At 66.2% G+C, this 24,178-nt stretch carries 22 protein-coding genes and 1 tRNA gene; 12 read left to right on the top strand and 11 right to left on the bottom strand.

Annotation, left to right across the window (positions count from 1 at the left end):
• Positions 1-34: 34 nt before the first annotated feature.
• Positions 35-1,207: an isovaleryl-CoA dehydrogenase gene (locus AC1REK_RS13505; protein ID WP_492270859.1), complete on the bottom strand. Its 1,173-nt coding sequence runs from the start codon at positions 1,205-1,207 to the stop codon at positions 35-37.
• 451 nt (positions 1,208-1,658) lie between these two features.
• Between AC1REK_RS13505 and AC1REK_RS13500 the strand changes: the two genes are divergently transcribed.
• Positions 1,659-3,281, top strand: coding sequence for an arylsulfatase (locus AC1REK_RS13500; RefSeq protein WP_492270858.1), 1,623 nt, complete (start codon positions 1,659-1,661; stop codon positions 3,279-3,281).
• Between the two features lie 359 nt (positions 3,282-3,640).
• Here the strand turns inward: AC1REK_RS13500 and AC1REK_RS13495 are convergent, their stop codons facing one another.
• Positions 3,641-4,642, bottom strand: coding sequence for a helix-turn-helix transcriptional regulator (locus tag AC1REK_RS13495; RefSeq protein ID WP_492270857.1), 1,002 nt, complete (start codon positions 4,640-4,642; stop codon positions 3,641-3,643).
• 284 nt (positions 4,643-4,926) lie between these two features.
• Between AC1REK_RS13495 and AC1REK_RS13490 the strand changes: the two genes are divergently transcribed.
• On the top strand, positions 4,927-5,760 hold the full coding sequence (locus tag AC1REK_RS13490; RefSeq protein WP_492270856.1) for an acid phosphatase: 834 nt from the start codon (positions 4,927-4,929) through the stop codon (positions 5,758-5,760).
• Positions 5,761-5,847: 87 nt separating this feature from the next.
• Positions 5,848-6,882, top strand: coding sequence for a DUF1254 domain-containing protein (locus AC1REK_RS13485; protein ID WP_492270855.1), 1,035 nt, complete (start codon positions 5,848-5,850; stop codon positions 6,880-6,882).
• Positions 6,883-7,021: 139 nt separating this feature from the next.
• On the opposite strand, the gene AC1REK_RS13480 is transcribed toward AC1REK_RS13485, so the two are convergent.
• The 7 genes from AC1REK_RS13480 to AC1REK_RS13450 all read right to left on the bottom strand — a co-directional run bounded on the left by AC1REK_RS13480 (position 7,022) and on the right by AC1REK_RS13450 (position 13,428).
• Positions 7,022-7,891: an SDR family oxidoreductase gene (locus AC1REK_RS13480; protein ID WP_492270854.1), complete on the bottom strand. Its 870-nt coding sequence runs from the start codon at positions 7,889-7,891 to the stop codon at positions 7,022-7,024.
• 95 nt (positions 7,892-7,986) lie between these two features.
• Entirely contained in the window at positions 7,987-8,988 is a 1,002-nt protein-coding gene (locus AC1REK_RS13475; RefSeq protein WP_327520658.1) for a CorA family divalent cation transporter, read from the bottom strand.
• 86 nt (positions 8,989-9,074) lie between these two features.
• Positions 9,075-10,016 carry a glycoside hydrolase family 25 protein gene (locus AC1REK_RS13470; protein ID WP_492270853.1) on the bottom strand — a complete coding sequence of 314 codons (942 nt, stop codon included), beginning with the start codon at positions 10,014-10,016 and terminating at the stop codon, positions 9,075-9,077.
• A 157-nt stretch (positions 10,017-10,173) separates the two neighbouring features.
• Entirely contained in the window at positions 10,174-11,106 is a 933-nt protein-coding gene (locus AC1REK_RS13465; RefSeq protein WP_492270852.1) for a glycoside hydrolase family 25 protein, read from the bottom strand.
• 94 nt (positions 11,107-11,200) lie between these two features.
• Positions 11,201-12,607, bottom strand: a complete 1,407-nt coding sequence (mgtE, locus tag AC1REK_RS13460; RefSeq protein WP_327520659.1) for a magnesium transporter — start codon at positions 12,605-12,607, stop codon at positions 11,201-11,203.
• 176 nt (positions 12,608-12,783) lie between these two features.
• Positions 12,784-12,868, bottom strand: a tRNA-Leu gene (locus tag AC1REK_RS13455).
• 290 nt (positions 12,869-13,158) lie between these two features.
• Positions 13,159-13,428 carry a FliM/FliN family flagellar motor switch protein gene (locus AC1REK_RS13450; RefSeq protein WP_066470077.1) on the bottom strand — a complete coding sequence of 90 codons (270 nt, stop codon included), beginning with the start codon at positions 13,426-13,428 and terminating at the stop codon, positions 13,159-13,161.
• 129 nt (positions 13,429-13,557) lie between these two features.
• Between AC1REK_RS13450 and lipB the strand changes: the two genes are divergently transcribed.
• The 3 genes from lipB (at position 13,558) to AC1REK_RS13435 (ending at position 16,258) form a co-directional block, all read left to right on the top strand.
• Positions 13,558-14,262, top strand: a complete 705-nt coding sequence (gene lipB / locus AC1REK_RS13445; RefSeq protein WP_492270851.1) for a lipoyl(octanoyl) transferase LipB — start codon at positions 13,558-13,560, stop codon at positions 14,260-14,262.
• An 84-nt stretch (positions 14,263-14,346) separates the two neighbouring features.
• A complete protein-coding gene (locus AC1REK_RS13440; RefSeq protein WP_492270850.1) occupies positions 14,347-14,550 on the top strand; it encodes a hypothetical protein in 204 nt (67 codons plus the stop codon).
• A gap of 100 nt (positions 14,551-14,650) precedes the next feature.
• Complete coding sequence (locus AC1REK_RS13435) at positions 14,651-16,258, top strand: carboxyl transferase domain-containing protein (RefSeq protein ID WP_492270849.1); 1,608 nt, start codon at positions 14,651-14,653, stop codon at positions 16,256-16,258.
• A 51-nt stretch (positions 16,259-16,309) separates the two neighbouring features.
• Here AC1REK_RS13435 and AC1REK_RS13430 read toward each other — a convergent pair whose 3' ends face one another.
• Entirely contained in the window at positions 16,310-17,275 is a 966-nt protein-coding gene (locus AC1REK_RS13430; RefSeq protein WP_492270848.1) for a Bug family tripartite tricarboxylate transporter substrate binding protein, read from the bottom strand.
• 373 nt (positions 17,276-17,648) lie between these two features.
• On the opposite strand from AC1REK_RS13430, the gene AC1REK_RS13425 reads away from it, so the two are divergent.
• The 3 genes from AC1REK_RS13425 to AC1REK_RS13415 all read left to right on the top strand — a co-directional run bounded on the left by AC1REK_RS13425 (position 17,649) and on the right by AC1REK_RS13415 (position 19,949).
• Positions 17,649-17,912, top strand: coding sequence for a hypothetical protein (locus AC1REK_RS13425; protein WP_327520663.1), 264 nt, complete (start codon positions 17,649-17,651; stop codon positions 17,910-17,912).
• A 41-nt stretch (positions 17,913-17,953) separates the two neighbouring features.
• Positions 17,954-18,334, top strand: a complete 381-nt coding sequence (locus tag AC1REK_RS13420; protein ID WP_492270847.1) for a SpoIIAA family protein — start codon at positions 17,954-17,956, stop codon at positions 18,332-18,334.
• A gap of 175 nt (positions 18,335-18,509) precedes the next feature.
• Positions 18,510-19,949 (top strand): FAD-binding oxidoreductase, encoded by a 1,440-nt coding sequence (locus tag AC1REK_RS13415; protein ID WP_492270846.1) that lies wholly within the window; start codon positions 18,510-18,512, stop codon positions 19,947-19,949.
• 275 nt (positions 19,950-20,224) lie between these two features.
• On the opposite strand, the gene AC1REK_RS13410 is transcribed toward AC1REK_RS13415, so the two are convergent.
• Positions 20,225-21,310 (bottom strand): Kelch repeat-containing protein, encoded by a 1,086-nt coding sequence (locus AC1REK_RS13410; RefSeq protein WP_492270845.1) that lies wholly within the window; start codon positions 21,308-21,310, stop codon positions 20,225-20,227.
• 157 nt (positions 21,311-21,467) lie between these two features.
• Between AC1REK_RS13410 and AC1REK_RS13405 the strand changes: the two genes are divergently transcribed.
• The 3 genes from AC1REK_RS13405 (at position 21,468) to AC1REK_RS13395 (ending at position 24,159) form a co-directional block, all read left to right on the top strand.
• Entirely contained in the window at positions 21,468-22,229 is a 762-nt protein-coding gene (locus AC1REK_RS13405; RefSeq protein ID WP_327520666.1) for an SDR family oxidoreductase, read from the top strand.
• A gap of 111 nt (positions 22,230-22,340) precedes the next feature.
• Positions 22,341-23,057: a cation efflux transmembrane domain-containing protein gene (locus AC1REK_RS13400; protein ID WP_492270844.1), complete on the top strand. Its 717-nt coding sequence runs from the start codon at positions 22,341-22,343 to the stop codon at positions 23,055-23,057.
• 166 nt (positions 23,058-23,223) lie between these two features.
• Positions 23,224-24,159: a sulfurtransferase gene (locus AC1REK_RS13395; protein ID WP_492270843.1), complete on the top strand. Its 936-nt coding sequence runs from the start codon at positions 23,224-23,226 to the stop codon at positions 24,157-24,159.
• Positions 24,160-24,178 lie beyond the last annotated feature (19 nt).

Raw genomic sequence — 24,178 nt, 5'->3', positions numbered from 1 at the left:
ACCTTCTCCCCCAAGGGGAGAAGGAAGAACAGCCTCACTTTGTCTTGTTGAACAGCTCCCGCCCGATCAGCATGCGGCGGATCTCGCTGGTTCCAGCGCCGATCTCGTAGAGCTTGGCGTCGCGCAGCAGGCGGCCGGTCGGGTAATCGTTGATATAGCCGTTGCCGCCGAGCAGCTGGATCGCGTCCAGCGCCAGCTGCGTCGCCTTCTCGGCCGCGATCAGGATGGCGCCGGCGGCGTCCTCGCGGGTGGTCTCGGCCCGGTCGCAGGCCTTGGCGACGGCGTAGACATAGGCCTTGCAGGAATTCATCGCGACATACATGTCGGCGACCTTGCCCTGGACGAGCTGGAACTCGCCGATCGACTGGCCGAACTGCTTGCGCTCGTGGATATAGGGCAGGACGATGTCCATCGCCGCCTGCATGATGCCGAGCGGGCCGGCCGAAAGCACGACGCGCTCATAGTCGAGCCCGCTCATCAGCACGTTGACGCCGCGCCCGACCGAGCCGAGCACGTTTTCCTCCGGCACCTCGCAGTCCTCGAAGACGAGCTCGCAGGTGTCGGAACCGCGCATGCCGAGCTTGTCGAGCTTCTGATGGGTCGAGAAACCCTTCATGCCCTTCTCGATCAGGAAGGCGGTGATGCCTTTCGGGCCGGCTTCCGGATCGGTCTTGGCGTAGACCACCAAAGTCTCGGCGATCGGGCCGTTGGTGATCCACATCTTGTTGCCGGTCAGGACATAGCGGTCGCTCTTCTTGATCGCCCTCGTTTTCATCGAGACGACGTCGGAGCCCGAGCCGGGCTCCGACATGGCGAGCGCGCCGACATGCTCGCCGGAGATCAGCTTCGGTAGGTACTTCTTCTTCTGCGCGTCGTTGCCGTTGCGGGCGATCTGGTTGACGCAGAGATTGGAATGGGCGCCGTAGGAGAGGCCGACCGAGGCCGAGGCGCGGCTGACCTCCTCGATCGCGACGCAATGCTCGAGATAGCCGAGGCCGGCGCCGCCATATTCCTCCGGGACGGTGATGCCGTGCAGGCCGAGCGCACCCATCTCAGGCCACAGATCCCGCGGGAACTGGTTCGTCCTGTCGATCTCCTCGGCGCGCGGGGCGATCTTCTCCTGCGCGAAGGCGTGGACGGTGTCGCGGATCGCGTCGGCGGTCTCGCCGAGGTCGAAATTGAACGGGCGCGGCGCGTTGGCGAGCATGGTGACCTCCCGGCTTGGAACAGGCAGGGCGGACGCGCCCCTTTCAGAGCGTTATAGCGCGCGCCCGGCGAGCAAGTCAGCTTGCGGGAGGCGGCAGATGGTTCTGCGCCGATGCGCAGGCGTGCGCGAAGGGGACCAGGGCGATGCGAAATGCCGGGTTCGGTTCTCAGACCGCGCCGGGCCGAAAGGGCACGGGGAGGCGGGCTGCTCCCGCTCCCTAGCGGACATGGGCTGATCTCAACGAAAGCACCCGAACTCGCCCTTGGATATCTTCAGAACGTCTGCTCCCGCTCTCGCTGCGACGGCCGCTCGGTGTTGCCCCCTGGTCCAGTATCGAGGGCGTTGCAATGAGCGTACGGTCTTCTCGGTCGTGACTGCACTCCGTCTTCATTCTGCTGCGGGCTCCCGCCCAGCAAGAGTAATCGGCATGAAGCTCCAGGGGAGGACTTACATGAATCCTCATAGCATATGGCTGAATATGTCTGCAGCTGTCGCTCTGGTGGTTGGATCAAGCTTGCCTTGCGTCGCGCAGCAAGCGCCACAGCAACAACGTCCCAATATTGTTGTAGTGATGGGGGACGATATCGGTATCTGGAATATCGGCGCATACCATCGCGGCATGATGGCAGGGCGAACGCCAAACCTCGATAGAATCGCTGCAGAAGGTATGTTGTTTACCGATTACTACGCTGAGGCAAGCTGCACGGCCGGGCGAGCGAATTTCATCACCGGCGAGCTGCCGATCCGCACCGGCATGACGACCGTCGGTCAGGCTGGAGCCCCCACCGGCCTGCCGGCGCAAGCGGTGACGGTTGCCACCGTGCTGAAGGGAATGGGCTACGCCACCGGCCAGTTCGGCAAGAACCATCTCGGGGACAAGAACGAGTTCCTGCCCACCGTGCACGGCTTCGACGAGTTTTTCGGCTATCTGTACCATCTCGACGCGATGGAAGACCCGTGCCATCCGAATTATCCGCAGGATCTCAGGTCGCAGGTCGGTCCGCGCAACATGGTCCATTCGCTGGCAAGCGACGTCGACGACGCCACGGTGGACCCTCGTTGGGGCAAGGTCGGCAAGCAGACCATCCGGGACGCTGGCGAACTCTGCCCAAAGAGGATGGAAACCGTAGACGACGAAATCCGCGACTTGTCCTTCAAGTTCCTGGACAAAGCCAAGGCTGACAACAAGCCGTTCTTTCTCTGGCTCAATCCGACCCGCATGCACATCGTCACGCATCTCTCGCCGAAATACGAGGCGATGCGCAATTCGAAGAACGGCTGGTCAATTCATGAAGCCGGCATGGCGCAGCTCGACGACGATGTCGGCCTCCTGATGCAGAAGCTCAAGGACATGGGCGTCGACGACAACACCATCGTCGTCTTCACCACCGATAACGGCACCGAGGTCTTCACGTGGCCCGATGGTGGTCAGACGCCATTCGCGCAGAGCAAGGGTACCGTCATGGAGGGCGGCTTCCGCGCGCCCGCGATGATCCGCTGGCCCGGTCGGGTCCCGGCGGGAAAGGTGGAGAACGGCTTGATCTCGGGACTCGATTGGTTCCCGACCTTCGTCGCCGCAGCTGGCAATGCCAACATCGCCGAAGAACTCAGGAAGGGGAAGCAGATCGGCGATCGCAACTACAAGGTTTACCTCGACGGCTACAACCAGATGGACCTGATCACCGGAAAGGGCCCGTCGAACCGGACTGAGATTTTCTACTTCGGCGAAAGCGAGCTCGGCGCAGTCCGCATCGGCGACTACAAATATCGCTTCATCGACCAGCCCGGCGGATGGCTCGGCGACAAGACCAAGGCGGACGTGCCTTATCTGACCAATCTTCGCCTTGACCCGTTCGAGCGCACGGGATGGCCGGAGAACGGCACGAAGTCAGGATCGCAGAACTACTTCTCCTGGTTCCAGTACGAGTTCTGGCGCTTTGTTTTCGTCCAGCAGCAGGTTGAGAAGCTTGCCATGACCGCCATCGAGTTTCCTCCGATGCAGAGGGGAGCGAGCTTCAACCTGGATGCGGTGAAGGCGAAGATCGAGGCGGCCAGGACTGCGATGGCCAAGTAGGATCGGCAGTATTCCAGCGCCGGGAACCAAGGTGAAGCCGTGAACGCTCCGCACGACTTCACCAGCAGCGAAGTCCTCCTTGTCGACGTCGACCGGGACAATGCACGTGCAAATCGGAATGCCCTGTTTCGAGCGCTGCCCAGGTTCCGGTTCGGCGAGGCCGGGGGCTGCAGCCATGGAGCGAACGTCGTAATTCACCTTCCATAGCAGCGTCAGCTCACCCACGCCTCGGCCGATAACATTCCGCCGCTTCTGCAACCGCGAGACCGCGCGCGGCCAGCTCTGGCCGCTCGAGGATGCAGAGCCAGCCGAGTTCGGTTCCGAGGAAGGGCAGGCCTTAATGTCGACGCCGAAACACCTCAGCCCAGCCTCGACTGCTCGCGGAACTGACGCGGCGTGACTCCCGTCATGCGGCGGAAGGCGCGGCTGAAATGGGCCGGGTCCGAGTAGCCGGAGGACAAGGCGACATCGATGATCCTGCAATCCGTGTCACGGAGCAGGCCGCTCGCATGCTGATACCTGACCGTGTCGAGTACGTCCGAATAGGCCAGGCCGAGAGCGGCGAGCTTGCGTTGAAAGGTGCGCGTGCTGAGGCCCACGATCTCGGCGACGTCGGCGAGAGCGGTCTTTCCCCCATCGAGATAGGCCGGCAGCATCAGCTTGAGCAGTTCGACGATGTCGTAGGCGGAAGGGTCGACCTCCTGGTCCGGTAGCGCCGGAGGCAATGCGGTCGATCGATTGGACAGGCCAAGGAGCGAGATCGGCAGGCTGACCCAGGCAGCATGCCGGTTCGACAGGAACCGCACATTCGGCCAGGCCGATCGCGTCGCCGGGCTCGGCGCATAGGACGATTCGAAGGCGATCGCGGGCGGCATCCAATCGGGACCGGCGAACTGCCTGATGATGTGGATCGGGAAAATGTTCTGGATCCATTGCGCGTATTTCAGGTGCAGCAGCCCCCGTGTCCCGGCCAGCCTGCTGCAGATCCGCACGTGATCATCGGCGTGCTCGATCCACATGCCCAGGATCGTGTCTTCCCGCGATGCCCAATGGCAGGCGTGCCGCAGCGCGACGAGCAGCGTCGGGGAGTGAGCGATCAGGAGCCGCGTCTTTTCCCTCAGATGCGAGAAATGCAAGCGCTGGGCGGCGAGAAAGCCGAAATCCTCGATGCCCTGGCTCCTCTGGGCGGTTTCGACGAAGCGCAGCGCCGGCAGGAGCGGAAGGTAGAGATCGCTCTTGTCCTCCAGCGAGGCTGGCAGCCGGGAGTTCTCCAGAAGCGCGTCCGTCGGCGCGCCGATCTCGTCGAGGATGCTGACGAACGGCAGCAGGAACTGGCCGCGCGTCAGGGGTATGTCAGCCATTGGACCTTGCCGCGATCATTGGGGGGCTCCACTGGCCCTGCTTGCGAGGGATTCGTCACCGGTGGGGTCGAGAATAGCCGCTTGCGATTGGCGTGAAATGGCAAGACCGGCGATCGGCCCATGCACGAAATGAGCACGGCTGAGTTCGCTGCCGGTCGGAGTGCGATCGTCCGGATGCCGGCACGGCGGTGGCTTTTCCTGCGACGTGACGCAGCACTGCCGTGGCTGCGACATATCGGTTCTGACGGGCTGTGCCTGAACTCGGCGGTGTCGAGAGGAATGGGATGACGATCACTTGGACTACCGCACGAGCCGCGGCTGTTTCCGCGTCTGCCCTGCTCGCGCTCTGCGGGCAGGTCCTCGCGCAGGCGGGCGAAGCCCAGCCCAAGGTCACGGATCCGCATTTCAAGATCGCGCCGGGTTATCTCAGGCAGTCCGACCTGCCGAATAGCCTCGTCCTCCTCGGCCCGCCGCCCGAGAAAGGCACGGCTGCTCTCGCCCGAGACGAGGAAGCGCGCAGGGCGACGCTCCCGTTGCGCGACCGCGCGCGCTGGAAGCTCGCCTTCACCGACGCCGATCTCGCCTTTCCACAGGCTGTCGAGAATTTCTCCTGTGCGATGGGAGTCAGGATCGGCGCCGAGCAGACCCCGCGTCTCTACGCGATGATGCAGAAGATGCTCTCGGATTTCGGCCTCTCCACCTATGGCGTGAAGAACAGGTACAACCGGGTCCGTCCTTTCGTGGTCCACAACGAGGCGACCTGCCGGGCCGATCAGGAGGCCATTCTGCGCAGTGACGGCTCCTATCCGTCGGGCCACACCGCCGCGGGCTGGGGCTGGGCTCTCGTCTTCGCGCAGATCAATCCCGAGCGCTCGAACGAACTGCTCAAGCGCGGTCTCGAATTCGGGCAGAGCCGGGTGATCTGCAATGCGCATTGGCAGAGCGACGTCGATGCCGGGCGGATCATGGGCGCGGCGACCACGGCACGGCTCATGACCGACCCGGCCTTCCTTGCCGATCTCAAGGTTGCGAAGGCTGAGGTCGAAGCCGTGAAGGTCAAACGAGCGGACCCGGCACCGGACTGCTCTGCCGAGGCGGCGGCCCTCTCCGAGCAGTAACCGAATTACAAGGCGGCGGCAGCGACGGACAAAGCTGCCTTGCCGACGCAGTCTTTGAATGCAGTCTTTGAATGAAGAGGTAGTTCCATGTTTCGATTGGTTGGCGTCGGTCTCGCATTCGCATCGGCGGCACTGGCGGCAGGAGCGTTCGCCCAGGAGCCGAGCGGCAAAGTGCCGGTGACCGTCGACAATTTCATCCGCGCGGAGACCGACCATTACCTCGCGGCGAATGCAAAGACCGTGGGCGGGTTGGGCAAGTTTCTGCACTCCCGGGAGCCGACGGCGATCGACAGGCAAACGGTTATTCGCATGAACCGGGATACGCTCTATTCGTTTGCCGTGTTTGATCTGGCCGCCGGGCCGGTCACGCTCTCGCTGCCTGATACCGGCAAGCGCTACATGTCGATGATGGTCGTCGATCAGGATCACTACCTGCCGATCGTCGCCTACGGTACGAAGCCGGTTACGCTGACCAAGGAAACGGTCGGCACGCGATATGCGTTCGTCGCGATCCGGACGCTGGTCGATCCGAGCGATCCGAAGGATCTCGAAGCGGTCCACAAGCTGCAGGACGCCATCAAGGTCAGCCAGAAGGATCCAGGGAAGCTCGAGCTTCCGAACTGGGACGAGGAGAGCCTCACGGGCGTTCGCAATGCCTTACTCGCGCTGGCAAAATACCAGACGTCGTTTCGCGGTTCCTTCGGCGCCCGTAATCAGGTCGAGCCAATCCAGCACCTGATCGGCACAGCCGCCGGCTGGGGCGGCATTCCCGAAAAGGACGCCATCTACGCGAGCTTCACGCCCGCGAAGAACGACGGCAAAACGGTCTACACCATCAATGTGCCAAAGACCGTTCCGGTGAAGGAATTCTGGTCGATCAGCGTCTACAATCGCAAGGGGTTCTTCGAGAAGAACCCCTACAGCGCCTATTCGATCAACGACATCACCGCGAAGAAGAATGAGGACGGCTCGGTGACCGTCCAGCTCGGCGGCTGCGACGGCAAGATCCCGAACTGCCTGCCGATCGTCGAAGGCTGGAACTACACCGTGCGGCTCTATCGTCCTGAGCCAGCGATCGTCAGCGGCCAGTGGAAATTCCCGGAGGCGAAGGCCGTAAACTGAGCCTGACCAGACCGGCTTTCGGGGGATTTGGTTGTCCACCACAACGTCCGTGGTGGGCAACGCCCCGGCCGAACAGATCGCGCCGCCGCGGGGCTTAGTGCCCAGGTGGTTCCGCGCCGGCGGCGGGTGGTCTGCGCAGCTAGGCCGGCAGGACAGGTTCAGCGAAGGTTTCGGGCCGGGCCGCGGCGATGCGCCAGTCGATCTCGCCACCGAAGAGTTCGGCCGCGAGACTGCAATCGAGGGCGCTGTAATGGGGCCGGCGAACGCTGCCGCCGAACGCCGCCATCGGAACCCGCACCAGCCTTGGCGTCGTCTTGCCTGCGCCTTGGAGTGCCTCGAATGCCGCGGCGACCCAGTCGGCACGCGAGACCGGCGGCGATCCGGCGAGATGCAGCACCTTGGGGACGGATTCGCCGGCGCTCATGCGGTCGGCCAGCGCCAGCAGCCTCTCGGCGAGCGGGACGATCGGGGTCGGGGAGCCGACCTGATCATCTGCCACCATGACGGTCTCGGCGTCGCTCCGCAGCAGGCCGGCGATAAAATCCTCACCGTCGCCGAAGAGCCACGCCACACGCGCGATGCACGCCCTGTCGCAGGCGGAGACGACGTTGCGTTCGCCCTCGGCTTTCAGGCGGCCGTAGTTGTTGACGGGCGATACGGGGTCAGACTCGCGCCATGGCCGCCTGGTCTCGGCCCCGAAGACATAGTCGGTCGAGATGTGGATCAGGGGCAGGCCCAGCGCGGCGCAGACCCGCGCGATATCGCCCGGCGCTTCGGCATTGACGGCGCGCGCGCGTTCCGGAGCGGTATCGGAGTCCTGGACGCGGCTGAGCGCCGCGGCGTTGATCACGACATCCGGGCGCAGCCGATCGAGCGCGGAGCGGACGGCGGCGGCGTCGGTGATGTCGAGCTCCCGGCTCGACAATCCGAAAACGCCCGGGCCTCCGGCTTGCGACAAGGCGCGCCCCAGCCGGCCGCCTCCACCAGTGACAAGCACATTGCTGCGCACACGCTCGCTCCCGCGCCGACTCGGGCTACGCAAACTCTACATGGACCGTCCGCGGACGTCTGCTGTCCACCCGCCGCGGCCCAGCGACCCGTCCGTCAGCCGATCACGTTTCGGCGCTTCAGCAGCCAGTAGACCGCGCCCGCCGCCAGGCCCGACAGCCCGAGGATATAGAGCCAGCCGAACTCGGTCTCGAGGAAGGGCAGGGCCTTGGTGTTGACGCCGAAATAGCCGGTGACCAGCGTCGCCGGCATCAGCGTCGCGGTCAGGATCGAGAGCACGTAGAGATGGTGGTTGGTCTGGGCGCTGAGCCGCGCCGCGATCTCGTCCTGGAGCAGCCTTGCGCGCTGCTGCACGAGCTGGACGTCGCCCAGCATGGTGTCGACGCGGTGGAGCAGCCTTGCGGTCGCGCTCCTGACCTTCTCCGGCGCGGCCCTCGCGGTCGCGGTCTCCTGGAAGCGGCGGAAGAGCTGGTGCAGCCCGTTGAGCTGGCGGTGCAGCTTGACCGTGCGCCGGCGGATCGCACCGAGCTTGCGGGCCTCGTCGCCGATCCGGTCGTCGATGATGTGGTCCTCGATCGAGTCGGCGTCGTCGGCGAGGCGGTTCACGTCCTCGGCGACATCCTCGATCACGAATTCGATGACGCGCTCGAAAAGCATTTCGGGGGAGGTGGCGCGAAAGCCCGCTTCCAGCGTGTCGCGGGTCAGGCGCGTCGCCTGCAGGGCCTGGCGCCGCCCGGTGATCAGGAAGCGCTCGCCGACGATCCAGTGCATCATGCCCCAGTCATCGGCGAGGCTGTGGACCTCGCGAACCTGGTCATAGGTGATGCCCCAGACGAAATCCGGGTCGTGATAGAGCCGCTGGTGATCGTCCTGCGACAGGAAGACGGCCTGCGCCTCGACCGGCAGCTCGCTGCGCTCGGCGATCCACTGCTTGGTGCGGCTGTGGACGAGGTCGAGATGGAGCCAGACGAATTTGGCGCCGTCGAGCGCGAGGCCCGGCGACTGGTCGCGCGGCACGAGGCTGGCGCGGCCCTCATCGTCGAAGCGATAGGCCCAGATGAAGCCGGCCCGGGACTGGATATCCTGAAGTATCGACACGCTGCTTCCGGCTGACGGGTGTTCCGCCAGCATCAGCGCCCGTCAGATGACGGTTTCGCGACAGTCCGCCGCTTTGTGACGAAAGCCTAGTCGCGCTTGATGGAGCCGGTGCTGGCGACCTGGCGTGAAAGCAGCGCCTTGGGCGGCCTTGGGGCCGGAACCAGTTTCGGCGGGGCGCCGCTGGCGAGCCTGGTCTCGACGGCCGCCGGGCGGGCGGCCGGCTTCGGCGAAGCGACCTTCGGCCCGCCGCCGCGCCATTGCCGCGCGCCGATGTCGAAGCGGCCCTCGCGCCAGGCGGTGAATTCACGTTCCGTGCCGAAGAAGGCGTTGCGGTCGACATCGCCGGTGATGCCGGGGACGCGGCCGGTGGTGGTGAACTGCCAGAACTCCCACTCCTTGCGCTCATAGCGGTGCCTGAGAGGCGCCGCGGTCGAGCGCAACCAGTAGGGATGGTCGTTGAACTGTCCTTCCAGCACATCCTCGTGGAAGGTGATGTCGGTGTAGATGATCGGCTTCTTGCCGGTGTGCTCCTGCAGCCCCTTCAGCATCTCGCGGATCTTGGCGAGCGCCTTGTCGCGCGGGATCTTCTTGCCGCAGGATTCCGAATGGCCGTTCCATTCGACATCGAGCACGGGGGGCAGCGCGTCGGCGTCGCGCGGGATGTGGCGCTTCATCCAGCGCACCTGGTCCTTGGCCGGGCGGCACCAGTAGACGAAATGGTAGGCGCTGCGCGGCACGCCGGCCTTGCGGGCGCCCTCCCAGTTCTTGCGAAAATTCGGATCGAGGTGGTCGCCACCTTCCGTCGCCTTGATGAAGGCGAAGCGGGTGCCGGCGTCCTTGACCTTGGCCCAGTCGATGTCGCCTTGCCAGCGCGAGACGTCGATACCCTGGATCGAGCGCCGGCGGGCGTCGCTGACGCCGGCATGCGGGCTGGCATCGCCCTTCTTGGGATAAAGCGCCTGGGCGGGCGTGGCGCAGAGCAGGCCGAGCCCTGCCATCATCAGAAGGCGGTAGCCAAGGCCGGGCATGCGCCGCTTTCCTGAACTGGTTTCAGCGCGGCGCGCCATAAGGTCCTCCCTGTGTCGAGGCAGGATAGGCGGGCGCCGGGTTAAGAGGTGGTTAGCATTCGAGCGAGCGGCTTCAGCCTTGGTTAACCGGTGAGGCGGCCGCCGGCCTGCTTCGGCCTTACTCCGCCTCGGTCTCGCTCTGATCGGCGACCTGGCCGAGGCTCGCGGGCTGGAACCGCGAGGCGGCGACCGGGGCGGCGGCGCCGGGCAGCGTCGCGACCGGCGTGTGCTCGGGGCCCGGGCTCGGCTGCGGCGGAACCTTGCGCTCGCGCGCCCAGGTGCGGGTGCCGATGTCGAAGCGGCCCTCGCGCCAGCCGGTGAATTCGCCCTCGTTGCCGTAGAAGGCGTTGCGGTCGACATCGCCCTTGATGCCGGGGACCCGGCCGGTGGTGGTGAATTGCCAGAAGGCCCAGGGCCGGTCCTTGTAGCGCACCTCGGGCTTGGCCGCGGTCGAGCGGATCCAGTAGGCGTAGTCGTTGAACTCGCCTTCGAGCACGTCCTTGTGGAAGGTGATGTCGGTGTAGATCACCGGCTTCTTGCCGGTGAGCTGCTCGAGTTCGGTCAGCATCAGCCGGATCTTCTCCAGCGCCAGCGAGCGCTCGACCTTCTTCGGGCAGGTCTTGGAATGGCCGTTCCACTCGACGTCGAGCACCGGGGGCAGGGCCTCGGGATCGTTCGGGATCTGCTGCTTGAACCAGACCGCCTGCTCATGGGCCGGGCGGCACCAGTAGACGAAATGGTAGGCGCCGCGCGGCACGCCGGCCCGGCGCGCGCCTTCCCAGTTCCTCTGGAAGGCGGGATCGATATGGTCGCCGCCCTCTGTCGCCTTGATATAGGCGAAGCGGGTGCCGGCGGCCTTGACCGAGACCCAGTCGATCTCGCCCTGCCAGCGCGAGATGTCGATGCCCTGGATCGGGTACTGGCGCGCCGCCTCGACGCCGGGATGGGGGCGGACATCGCCCTTGCTCGGATAATGGTCCAGCGCCACGCAACCGCCCAGCACAGCGAGCGCGGCAGCGAAGACGAAAGAGGCGGAAAATGGGTGTCGCATGCGGCGGGGCGTCATCCTGGGCAAGATTGCGGAGAAATCTTGACGCCCGGTTTACGTTACCGGTTTTTCTCGCGCCGGCACCGCTTTCTTTCGGTCACCCCAGCCGCAGCAGGATCGTCGCGATCCCGAGGAAGGAGAAGAAGCCGACGACGTCGGTGACGGTGGTGACGAAGGTGCCGGACGAGATCGCCGGGTCGATGCCGGCCTTGTCGAGCGCGAGCGGCACGACGACGCCCGCGAGCGCCGCAACGACGAGGGTCGCGACCATGGCGAGCGCGATCACCACGCCGAGCATCAGGTTGCCGAACCAGAAGCCCGAGACCGTGCCGGTGATCAGCGCGAAGGCGACGCCGTTCAAGAGCCCGACGATCATCTCGCGCCGGAAGAAGCGCGCCCGGTTCCAACTGCCGAGCTGCCCGGTGCCGAGGGCGCGGATCGCCACCGTCATGGTCTGGGTCGCGGCATTGCCGCCCTGGCTGGCGACGATCGGCGCGAGCACGGCGAGGGCGACCAGCTTGGAAAGCTGCGCCTCGAACATCGCCATCACCGAGGCGCTGATGAAGGCGGCGATCAGGCTGATGAAGCGCCAGCGGAAGCGGCTCAGCGCCACCTCGCGGACGGGGTCGGAGAGTTCTTCGTCGGCGTCGACGCCGCCGAGCTGCTTGACGTCGTCATCCGCGGCCTCCTCGATCACGTCGACGACGTCGTCGATGGTCATCACGCCGACGAGGCGGCCGCTCTTGTCGACGACCGGGGCGGCGACGAGGTCGTAGCGCTGGAACATCCGCGCCACGTCCTCGAGGTCGTCATCGGCCTGGACGACGCGGCGGTCGTCCTCGATCAGATCGGAGATGCTGACCGGCCGCTTGGTGCGCAGCAGCCGGTCGAGCCTGACCGTGCCGACGAAGCGATGCCCGGGGTCGGCGACGAAGATCTCGAAGAAGCGCTCGGGCAGGTCCTGCGTCTCGCGCAGATAGTCGATGGTCTGTCCGACGGTCCAGAAGGGCGGTACCGCGATGGTCTCGGCCTGCATGCGCCGGCCGGCGGAGCCCTCGGGATAGTCGAGGCCCTGCTGCAGCACGCTGCGCTCGGCCGGGCTCAGCCGGTCGAGAATCTCTTTCTTGTCGGCCTCGTCGAGGTCTTCGAGGATGTAGACCGCGTCGTCGGTGTCGAGCTCGCGCACGCCCTCGGCGACGGTCTGCGGCGAGAGCTCGTCGAGAATTTCCTCGCGGACGGCATCGTCGACCTCGGTCAGCGCCGTGAAGTCGAAATCGCCGCCGAGCAGCGAGATCAGCTTCGGGCGCTCCTCGCTGTCGAGCGCTTCGAGCAGCCCGCCGAGATCGGCCTCGTGCAGATCGCCAACGAGATGGCGCAGCGTCGTCAGGTCCGAGAGCAGGACGGCCTGCGAGACCTGTTCGACGAATCCCTCGTCCATGACGCCGTCTTCGTCGCGGATCGGCCGGGCCGGCTTTTCGTCGGGAGCGCTCTCGGCTTCCACCATCGGTCCGGCTCCGGGATTCGAGGCTGGGGATTCGCTTGAAGGCGGCGAGCCGCCCTTGTGTCAGCGGCGCGCCCTCGTTGCAACGCGGCATGACCGTTTCGCGACGGAAACGCGGCAAGTGAAACGAAAAACGGCGACCCTTGCGGATCGCCGTTCCCGGGGCATCAGCCCAAATTTGGTGCGGTCAAGAGGACTCGAACCTCCACGGGTCTCCCCGCTACCACCTCAAGGTAGTGCGTCTACCAATTCCGCCATGACCGCAGCGGCCCGAAGCTCGTCCGCGCTGTGGCGGTGATCTCCGAGAGCGGCGTGGGTCTACCAAATGGAATCTCCGGCCACAAGAGCCTGTGAGCGAAAATCGGGAGAAGTTTCGGCGGCTATGAAAAGAGGGGGGCAAAAGCCAGCGATGCCGGCGCCAAACAGGCCGAAAAGCCGGCCAAAATGCCTTGTCCAGGCAATTCCAGGTCGGTCGGCTGTTGGGGACAAGTTCCGGATGGGACTGCAACAGCCATCGCCGCCAGGCCGTGGCTGCGCTGCGCGAGTCGCCTGCTTCAGGCGGCTTCGGCGACGCTGCCGAGCGTGAACACGGTCGGGCGCTTGATCATCTCGGTGATCTCCACCGAGATTCGGGTGCCGCTGACGACGACATTGCCCTTGGCGAAGGGGTGGTTGTTGGCGAGAATCTGGACCTCGTCGGTCTCGCTGGCATTGAGCTCGATGATCGCGCCGCGACCCATGCGCAGCAATTTGTAGATCGGCATCTGGGCCGAGCCGAGCACCACGGTCAGCTCTATCGAGACGAGATCGAGATCAGCCTTCAAAATCCGCCTCCGGGGACCTACTTCACAACGATTCTACGAACTTGCCAGCGACGTGGAAAACGGCGCATGAGCACGGCGCGGCGAGGGCGAGCCGGTTACCAAGAGTTGAACGGACGAGGTTAATCCAAGGTGAAGACGCGCGAGGCGCTGGCGGTTTCTTTCCTGCCCGAGGCAGGCTCGCCGCCGGTCGAATGGGTGATTGCCGAGGCGCCGGTCGGCTACGAGGCGGCCGTCGCCGAGATGGAGACGCGGGCGGCGCTGATCGCCGACGGGCTCGCGGCCGAGCGGGTCTGGCTGGTCGAGCACCCCGCGCTCTACACGGCCGGGACCTCGGCGAAGGACGAGGATCTGCTGACGCCCGAGCGATTCCCGGTGCATCGCACCGGCCGGGGCGGGCAATTCACCTATCACGGGCCCGGCCAGCGTGTGGCCTATGTGATGCTCGACCTGAAGCGCCGCAAGCCGGATCTGCGCCGTTTCGTCGCCGCGCTCGAAGCCTGGCTGATCGGCACCCTCGACCAGTTCAACATCCGCGGCGAACGGCGTGAGGAACGCGTCGGCGTCTGGGTGCGCCGGCCGGAGAAGGGCGCCGGGGTCGAGGACAAGATCGCTGCGCTCGGCATCCGCGTGCGGCGCTGGGTCTCGTTCCACGGGATATCGCTGAACGTCGAGCCGGAGCTCTCGCATTTCGACGGCATCGTGCCTTGCGGCATCGCGGGCCATGGCGTGACCTCGCTGGTCGATCTCGGCCTGCCGCTGACCATGCCCGAGGTCGACAGCGTCCTGCGGGCGCAGTTCGAGCAGGTTTTCGGGACGACCGTGGTGCCGGGCTGAGGCCTCTGGGGCCGTCTCGGTGCATTCACCTTCCATTGACCATGGCCGCCCATCCTCGCCGGATCGGGGTTTCGGATGAGGATTATGATGAGAGCGATGTTCTTCGCCGGTTGCCTGGCGGCAATGCTCGGCGCCTGCACCACCACGGACCAGCGCATTGCCGGGGCCGCCGCCGGCGCCGGTACGGGCGCGCTGATCGGCGGGCCGATCGGCGCGGTGGCGGGCGGAGCGATCGGGGCGGTCTCGGCTCCGACGGTGACCCGTTCGGTTCGGCGCATGCGCGAGTAGGCGCAGTTTCGCGCACGGTGCGCCTTGGCAGCGGCGCCGGTTGGCGTTTTCCGCGCGCCGCGCCATAACCCCGAGGAGAGATTTCGCCAGGGAGCGCGTCGTGCCGGTCATCGAAAGCAAGGTCGACCTGAATTCGGCCGAGACGCGCGCCAATGCCGAGGCCTGGTCCGTGCTGCGCGGCGAACTGCAGGAGCGCCGCGCCACCGCCGCGCTCGGCGGCAATGAGCGCTCGCGCGAACGCCACACCTCGCGCGGAAAGCTGCTGCCGCGGGAACGCGTGCTGCGCCTGCTCGATCCCGGCTCGGCTTTCCTCGAGATCGGCTCGCTCGCCGCCTATGACATGTACGAGAAGGATGTGCATGGCGCCGGCATGATCGCCGGCATCGGCCGTGTCGCCGGGCGCGAGGCGATGATCGTCTGCAACGACGCGACCATCAAGGGCGGTACCTACTACCCGATGACGGTCAAGAAGCATCTGCGGGCGCAGGAGATCGCGCGCGAGAACAATCTGCCCTGCATTTATCTGGTCGATTCCGGCGGCGCCAACCTGCCGCACCAGACCGAGGTCTTCCCGGACCGCGAGCATTTCGGACGGATCTTCTACAATCAGGCGACATTGTCCGGTCTCGGCATTCCGCAGGTCGCGGTGGTGATGGGCTCCTGCACCGCCGGTGGCGCCTATGTGCCGGCGATGTCGGATGAGACGATCATCGTCAAGAACCAGGGCACGATCTTCCTCGGCGGCCCGCCGCTGGTGAAGGCGGCGACCGGCGAGGTGGTCTCGGCCGAGGATCTCGGCGGCGCCGACGTCCACGCCCGGCTTTCCGGCGTCGCCGACCATTATGCCGGCGACGACACCCATGCGCTGGCGATCGCCCGGCGCATCGCCGGCAACTTCAACAGTGTGAAGCGCCCCGATATCGACCTCGCCGAGAGCGTCGAGCCGCTCTATGCGGCCGAAGAGCTCGAGGCGGTCGTCCCGACCGATCTGAAGAAGCAGTACGACATCCGCGAGGTCATCGCCCGGCTGGTCGACGGCTCGGAGTTCGACGAGTTCAAGCGCCTCTACGGCACGACGCTGGTCACCGGCTTTGCCCGCATCCACGGCATCCCGGTCGGCATCATCGGCAATAACGGCATCCTGTTCTCGGAGAGCGCGCTGAAGGGTGCGCATTTCATCGAGCTGTGCTGCCAGCGCCGAATTCCGCTGCTCTTCCTGCAGAACATCACCGGCTTCATGGTCGGGCGCGATTTCGAGACGCGCGGCATCGCCAAGGACGGCGCCAAGCTCGTCACCGCCGTCGCCTCGGCGCGGGTGCCGAAGATCACGGTGCTGGTCGGCGGCTCCTTCGGCGCCGGCAATTACGGCATGTGCGGGCGGGCCTATTCGCCGCGTTTCCTGTTCTCCTGGCCGAACTCGAAGATTTCGGTGATGGGCGGCGAGCAGGCGGCGAGCGTGCTCGCGACGGTGCGCGGCGACAATCTCGAAGCGGCCGGCAAACCCTGGTCGGCGGAGCAGGCCGAGGCCTTCAAGGCGCCGATCCGCGACCAGTTCGAGGTCGAGGGCTCGCCCTATTACGCGACGGCCCGGCTCTGGGATGACGGCATCATCCTGCCTTCGGAGACCCGGCGCGTGCTGGCGCTCGCTTTCTCGGCCTGCCTCAACGCCGAGATCCCCGAGACCCGCTTCGGCGTGTTCAGGATGTGAAAAAGGCGCGGCGGTTTCCCGCCGCGCCTTCTGTCCCGCGAAATGCGGGACTCAGTTCTTGGTCAGGCCGAGATCCTTCAGCACGCCGTTGCCGCGCTCGGTGAAGGCCTTGACGTAAGCGGCGAACTCTTCCGGCTTGTCCCAGATCGGGGTGATGCCGCGGTCGGCCATGCCCTTGCGGACGTCCTCGCGCTTCATCGTGCGCTCGGCCGCGTCGAACAGGATCTTGCGGCGGTCGGCCGGCACGCCCTTCGGCGCCGAGAGGGCGAACCAGTTCTCGTAGACCCAGTCGAGCCCGGCTTCCTTGGCGCTCGGCACGTCCGGGAAGTTCGGGTGGCGCTCATTGGTCATCAAGAGGATGGTGCGCACGCGGCCGGCATCGAGCATGCCCTTGGCCTCGATCGGCGAGCCCGTGAAGACGGTGATGCCGCCGGCGACGAGATCCTGCAGGGCAGGGGCGCCGCCATTGCTCGGCACCCAGCGCACCGCGTCCGGCGCGATGCCGGCCGCCTTGAGCAGGCCGCCCGAGGCGATGTGCCAGGAGCCGCCGACGCCGGTGCCCGAGGCCATCATCGTGCCCTTCGGGTTCTCCTTGGCCGCCTTCAGATAGTCGGCGATGGTCTTGTAGGGGCTGTCGGCCTTCACGGTGACGCCGGCCGGGATCACCGAGACACGCGAGAACATGTCGATGCTGTCGGGCGTCAGCTCGCCGAGGCCGAGAGACTTGAAGAAGGAGATTTCCGGGCTGGCACCGCCGATGGTGTAGCCGTCGGGCGCGGCATTGGCGATGGCGCTATGGCCGGTGATGCCGCCGCCGCCTGTGCGGTTGACGACGTTGACCGGCTGCTTGAGCTCGGCCTCGAGGCCGTTGGCGAAGATCCGCATCACCGAATCCATGCCGCCGCCCGCCGCCCAGGGCACGATCAGCTGCACCGGGCGATCCGGAAAGGCGAAAGCCGGGCCGGCGGCGAACGCCAGCGCCGCGACGGCCAAAGCGGTCCTGCGGAAACTCTTCATGATCGACCTCCCAAATGCGTCGATTGTTCTTGTATGCAATTCGTAGAACGCTCCTGTCTGGCCGGCAAGTCGGTATGCGGAATTTTGTATGCAGAATAGGAGGCAATGCGATTGCACGTCGCCCTGCGGCATTCCGACTGGTCTTCCGAGCGCGACGACGCCGGGATTGTCCTCAGGTACAATAGCGCGACGATCCCGATCAGGTGCCATCTTCAGATGTCCGCGCCCCGCGAGCCGGGCCATGGGGCTCGAGACCGCGCGCGGCTTGCGTGACGGGCGCGGCCGGTCGTGCCGCCGCGACACACGGCGCGTCTTCTCGCCCATCGATCTCGCAATGACGCGATAGCCCGCGCTCGCGTCGGGAGGCCTGCCGATGTGGGTTCTGATGTACGTCTTCTCGTACTCGGTCAGTCCGGTCGCGACGAGCGACCGGGCCGAGTGGCGGCTTCAGCCGACGGTCGTCTTCCAGGAATTCACCAGCGAGGATCGGTGCCGGTCGGCAAAATCGAAGCTGGAGGAGAGCCTGAAGCAGGCCGGCGTGAAGCTGAAAAGCGCCCTCGGCGACCTCCAGGCCGTCGGCAAGATCGGCCCGCAGGAGATCATCATCGCCTACGACGTCGACTGCCTTCCGAAGTAGCCTTCGGCCGCAGCCATCCATCTCAATGCGGGAGAGCCGGGATGCTTCAGATCGATCTTCTCGGTGACGATGGTATCGTGGTCCTGACGCCGCACGGGGCGCTCGAAAGCAGCGATTTCGAGCGCTTGTCCAGCGTGGTCGACCCCTATATCGCCGCGAATGGCGCGCTCAAGGGCCTCATGGTCGACGCTGCCTCGTTCCCTGGGTGGGATGGCATCGGGGCGCTGATCTCGCATGTGAAGTTCGTCATGGGTCACCACAGCAAGGTCGCGCGCGTCGCCGTGGTTTCGGACAGCGAACTTCTCAAGCTCGCGCCCCATGTCGCGAAGCACTTCGTGGCGGCGGAGGTCCGCCAGTTTCCATCGGGAGACAAGGCGCACGCTCTGGGATGGCTGAAGGGAGCCATGCCCGCTCAGCCTTAGGCGGCGCCGTTGCCCGCGCATGCGGCGCCCGCGATCTGCCTGGGCCTGTGAACCCGTCTGCAACCGCGCTCCCGGCCGCCGCCGGCTCTGTGAGCTACGTCACGGAACGGCGTTCGAAACGGGGGCAGGTTTCGGCGGCAGGGGGCGCAAACACCCATTACGGGGAGGAGAGCCTATGTCTTCCCACAAGCTCACGACACTGGCGGCCGGACAGAAGAGCATCGCGACCGCGGCGGTCGAGGCGCTAGCCTCGCAGCTGCGCGGCAGCGTCCTGGACGAAAGAGATGCGGGCTATGACGAGGCGCGCGCGATCTGGAACGGCATGGTCGATCGCCGGCCCGGCCTGATCATCCGCTGTGCCGACGTCGGCGATGTCGTCGGCGCCGTCCGCTTCGCGCGCGACAACGAATTGCTGGTTTCGGTGCGGGGCGGCGGCCATGGCATCGCTGGAAACGCGGTCTGCGATGGCGGTCTGATGATCGACCTTTCGCAGATGAAGTCGATCCGCGTCGATGCCGCTGCGCAGCGTGCCTGGGTCGCACCCGGCGCGACGCTCGCCGATCTCGACCGGGAAACGCAGGCCTTCGGGCTGGTGGTGCCGACCGGCATCAACTCGACCACCGGCATCGCCGGGTTGACGCTCGGCGGCGGCTTCGGCTGGCTCACGCGGAAGCTCGGCCTGACCTTGGACAATCTGGAGTCGGTCGAGGTTGTGACCGCCGATGGCGAGCTCCGGCGCGCCAGCGAGACGGAGAATCCGGAGCTGTTCTGGGCGCTGCGCGGCGGCGGCGGCAATTTCGGGGTGGTGACGGGCTTCGTGTTCCGGCTGCACAAGCTCGGAAACGAGGTGTTCTCCGGCCTCGTCGTGCATCCCCTGAGCGCGGCGGAGTCGGTGCTGAAGGCCTATCGCCAGGCGCTAGAGGTCTCGCCGGATGAGCTGACCTGCTGGGCGGTGATGCGGCAGGCGCCGCCGCTGCCGTTCCTGCCGGCGGAGTGGCACGGCAAGGAGGTGCTGATCCTCGCCATGTGCTGGTGTGGCGACATGGCCGAGGGCGAGAAGGCGACCGCCCGGCTGCGTTCGATCGGCAAGCCGATCGCGGACGTGGTGAGCCCGCACCCGTTCACCGGCTGGCAGCAGGCCTTCGATCCGCTGCTCGCGCCCGGCGCCCGCAACTACTGGAAGAGCCACGACTTCGCCGAGCTCTCGGACGCGACGATCGGGCTCCTGACCGGCGCCATCGGCCGTCTGCCCGGCCCGGAATGCGAGGTCTTCATCGCGCATGTCGGCGGCGCGGCCGGGCGGGTGGCGAAGGACGCGACGGCGTTCCCGCAGCGCAGCTCGCATTTCGTGATGAACGTGCATGCGCGCTGGCGCGAGAAGAGCGACGACCAGAAGTGCATCGGCTGGGCGCGGGAACTCTTCGAAGCCGCAAAGCCTTATTCGGTCGGCACCGCCTATATCAACTTCATGCCTGCCGACGAAGGCGACCGCGTCCGGGAGGCCTATGGCGCGAGCTACCAGCGCCTCGCCGAGCTGAAGCGTCGCTACGACCCGTCGAACCTGTTCCGCATGAACCAGAACGTGACACCGGTTGCGGGGCGGCGGGCGGCGTGAGCCTCGCTGCCTGACCGGAAGAAACGCAGATCGTCCCGGGCGACTGCAAGGAGACCCGGGACCCATGCCCGAGCTTCGATCGGAAAGGCTCCGGAATGGATCCCGGATCTCCGCTTCGCTCCGTCCGGGATGACTATGGTCGCGCCACTAGAGCGTTTTTCGATCGGACTGAGCCGTCATTGCGAGCGATAGCGAAGCAATCCAGGGGGAGCAGTGCTCTACGCCCCCCGAGATTGCTTCGTCGCTTTGCTCCTCGCAATGACGGGCGTGCATACTCACCCCAGAACGAACGCCTCGTGGATCGCGCTCTGGACGCCGCCGCCCATCACCGGGCCGCCGCCGGCGACATGGATCGCGTCGCCGACCAGGGCTGCGCCGAGGCCGTGGCGCGGGGTCAGCATCGGGGCGTACTGCTCCCAGCCGTCGCTGGCGGGGTCATAGGCTTCCATCTGGCCGAAGACGCGGTTGGTGCCTTCGCCGCCCATCACGAAGACTTTTCCGCGATAGAGCACGGCGCCATGGCCGGAGCGGGCGGTGGGCAGCGGGTTGCGCGGCGCCCATTTGTCGGTCGCCGGATCATAGGCGTGGTGCAGGTTGGAATTGGTGTGGAAGGAATCGACCCGCCCGCCGATGACGTGGATCAGATTGCCGATGGCCAGCGTGCCGGTGTGGTCGCGTGCCGTCGGCATCGGCGTCCGCTCGCTCCACTTATCGGTCTTGGGATCGTAGACGCGGTGCCAGTTGACCGAGGTCTTGGTGTCGGTGGTGTCGCCGATCGCGCCGCCGATCGCATACAGCAGGCCGTTCAGCCCGACGATGGCGGCCGAGCCGACCGGGCGGGGCAGGGGCGCGATCTCGGCCCATTTGTCGGTCTTGGGATCGTAGACGAAGCAGCGCGGATGCGGCTTCCGGTTCTGCTCGAGGAAGCCGCCGATGGCGTAGAGCCTGCCGTCGAGGAAGGCGACGCCGACATGGTTGGCGCCCTGCGGCAGGGGGGCGCCGTCGCTCCATTTGTCGGCCTTCGGGTCGTAGACGTGGTGATAGGGCCGGTCGGTGCGCTGCTCGCCATAGCCGCCGACGATGTGCATGCGATCGTCATGCGCGGCCGCCCAGGCCATTTCCGAACGGGGCAGCGGCAGCAGCGCCTTAGGCTGCCAGCGGCCGGGATTGGCAGCCTTCGGCGCGGGTGAATCGAAGACGTTCTGCGAGTCCGCCAAGGCCGGCTTCGGGATGCGGCCGGGCTGGTTCAGCCGCTCGTAATGGCCACCATGATGCTCGTGGCCCGGTTGCTGGGCGAGCGCCGGCGCGGCAAGGCTCGCGGCTCCGGCTGCGATGAAACCGCGGCGGCTCAGGCTGGTCATGACACTTCCTCCCTCGCTAGAAGAGTAAGGCAGACGTAGCGTCAGGCAAGAGAAAGGGCGGAGCCGGTCTGCTGGAAAAGCAGTTCCGCATACTGCATACGCTGCTATGGTCCTGCCGCCTGAAACGGTTGAAAACACGGGAAACGCGAGGATACGCATGTCTGGGCACAACAAGGTCGCCATCATCACCGGTGCCGGTTCCGGCGTCGGCCGGGCCGTCGCCATCGCCTTCCTGAAGGACGGCTACCGCACGGTGCTCGCCGGGCGCCGCACTGATGCGCTGGAAGAGACGATCAAGCTCTCGGGCGTGCCGGCCGCGCAGGCGCTCGCGGTCTCGACCGACGTGACCGACAAGAAGTCCGTCGAGGCGCTCTTCGCCAAGACCAAGGAGAAGTTCGGCCGCGTCGACGTGCTGTTCAACAATGCCGGCGTCAATGCGCCTGGCGGCGTGCTGCTCGAGGACCTGTCGCTGGAGGACTGGCAGAAGGTGGTCGACACCAACCTGACCGGCCCGTTCCTGTGCACGCAGGAAGCCTTCAAGGCGATGAAGTCGCAGGAGCCGCGCGGCGGGCGCATCATCAACAACGGCTCGATCTCGGCGCAGGTGCCGCGGCCGAACTCGGCCGCCTACACCGCGACCAAGCACGCGATCTCCGGCCTGACCAAGACCGCCTCGCTCGACGGGCGGAAGTACGACATCGCCGTCGGCCAGGTCGACATCGGCAATGCGCTGACCGAGATGGCCAAGAAGATGACCACCGGCGTGCCGCAGCCGGACGGCTCGATCAAGGTCGAGCCGGTGATGGATGTCGACCATGTCGCGACGACCGTGCTGCACATGGCCGGCCTGCCGCTCGAGGCCAACATCCTCTTCGTCACCGTGATGGCGACCAAGGCCCCGCTCGTCGGGCGTGGCTGAGGCTGCTTGACCGATCCGCTGTCGTCATGGTCGGCCTCGTGCCGACCATCCACGTCTTGCGAGGGGCGGATTTTCCGCGACACTGGGCGAGGTGGCTCGGGAGCGCCTCGCATGTCGGCTTTCGATGCATCGGAACGCGATGACGACGTGGATGCCCGGGACAGGCCCGGGCATGACGGGGAGGGCGCTCGCAATCAGGGCAAGCCCGGTCATGCTGCCCCCGTCGCTCCCAGTGTGGAGCGGGCCTATCGGCTGACGATCTGGGCGATCGCGCTTGGCATCCTGATCTTCGCGGCCCTCGTCGTCGCCTGGGCGCTCGCCATCGGCAACAGCCAGCTGCTCAAGGACGGCGTCGACTGGGTCTACGACGTCGCGCTCTACGGCATCGCGGCGCTGGTCTTCGGCCGCGACGGGCGGGCGGAGAAGCTCGCGGCGCTCGGCATCGGCGCGGTGATGGCGGTCGCCGGCCTGCACACGCTCTATGATCTCTGGGACAAGATCCTGCGGCCCCGGCCGATCGAGCTCTTCACGCTCGGCTTCTCGGCGGGAAGCGCGATCCTGATCGCCTATCTGATCGTGCTCGCGCTCTGGCGCTTCCGGCGCGAACCCAACCCTGTGATCAAGGCGACCTGGCTTTCGAGCCGCAACGACACGATCTCGACCACCGGCTTCGCGCTGGTCGGGCTTGCGGCAAGGCTCGCGCCGGTGCGCTGGCCGGAATACCTGCTCGACCTCGTCGTCGCCGGCCTCTGCTTCCAGGCGACATGGGCGATCTGGCGCTCGGTCAAGGCACCGGCCTCGCAGGCAAAAACGGCGGCGGGAGAATAATCTTCTGCCGCTACCAAGGTCGTACGACTGCCTTCTTCCGCCTTGATAGCAAACAAAAAAATCCTGTCCGGCTTCTCTTGGGCGGGGTGTGGCGAAATCATGGCGGCTCCGATTTCACGCCGATCCAGCCCGCGAAACCCGGCTGGTCGGCAGCAAGGAGCCGAGAATGTCCGTGATTTCCCTTCTTCGCCGCGGCGCCCTGGCGCTGGCCGCGGGCCTCTTGGCCAGCACCGCCGCCTTCGCCCAGTCGGGGCCGCTCGTCACCACCGAGTGGCTCGAGAAGAGCCTGAGCGATCCCAAGGTCCGCATCGTCGAGGTCAGCGTCGAGTCGGGCGTCTATGAGCGCGGCCATATCCCGGGCGCCCAGAACGTCGTCTGGCACACCGACCTGGTCGAGACAGTCTCGCGCGACATCGCCAGCCCGGAGAAGTTCCAGGCGCTCGCCCGCAAGCTCGGCGTCGACAAGGACACGACCGTCGTCCTCTACGGCGACAGCAACAACTGGTTCGCCGCCTGGGGCGCCTGGGTGTTCGACATTTACGGCCTGCGCGACAATGTGAAACTGCTCGATGGCGGCCGCAAGAAGTGGGAACTGGAGAAGCGCCCGGTCGCGACCAACCCCGTCGCCGTCAAGGCCTCGGCCTTCACCGTCGCGGAGCCGAACCGCAAGCTGCGCGCCCGCCTGACCGATGTCGTCGCCACCGTCGAGAAGAAGTCCGACGCCCGCATCCTCGACATCCGCTCGCCCGACGAGTTCTCCGGCAAGGTCATCGCGCCGGCCGGCTTCCAGGAACTGGCGCTGCGCGCCGGCCATATCCCGGGCTCGGTCAATGTCGCCTGGGCGCGGGCGGTCAACCAGGCCGACGGCACGATCAAGCCGGTCGAGGAGCTGAAGAAGCTCTATGCCGAGGCCGGCATCGACGGTTCGAAGCCGGTGATCACCACCTGCCGTATCGGCGAGCGCTCGAGCCATACCTGGTTCATCCTCTCGCGCGTGCTCGGCTACCAGGTCGCCAACTATGACGGCTCGTGGACCGAATACGGCAATGTCGTCGGCCTGCCGATCAGCAACCCGGCCGGCACGGTCTGGACCGGCAAGTAAGCGGCGGCGCTCCAGAGCC

This window comes from Allobosea sp. GW823-FHT02B03 (assembly GCF_058797755.1).
Note: the sequence above shows the minus strand (reverse complement) of the source record. Positions and strands in the feature narration are given on the sequence as shown.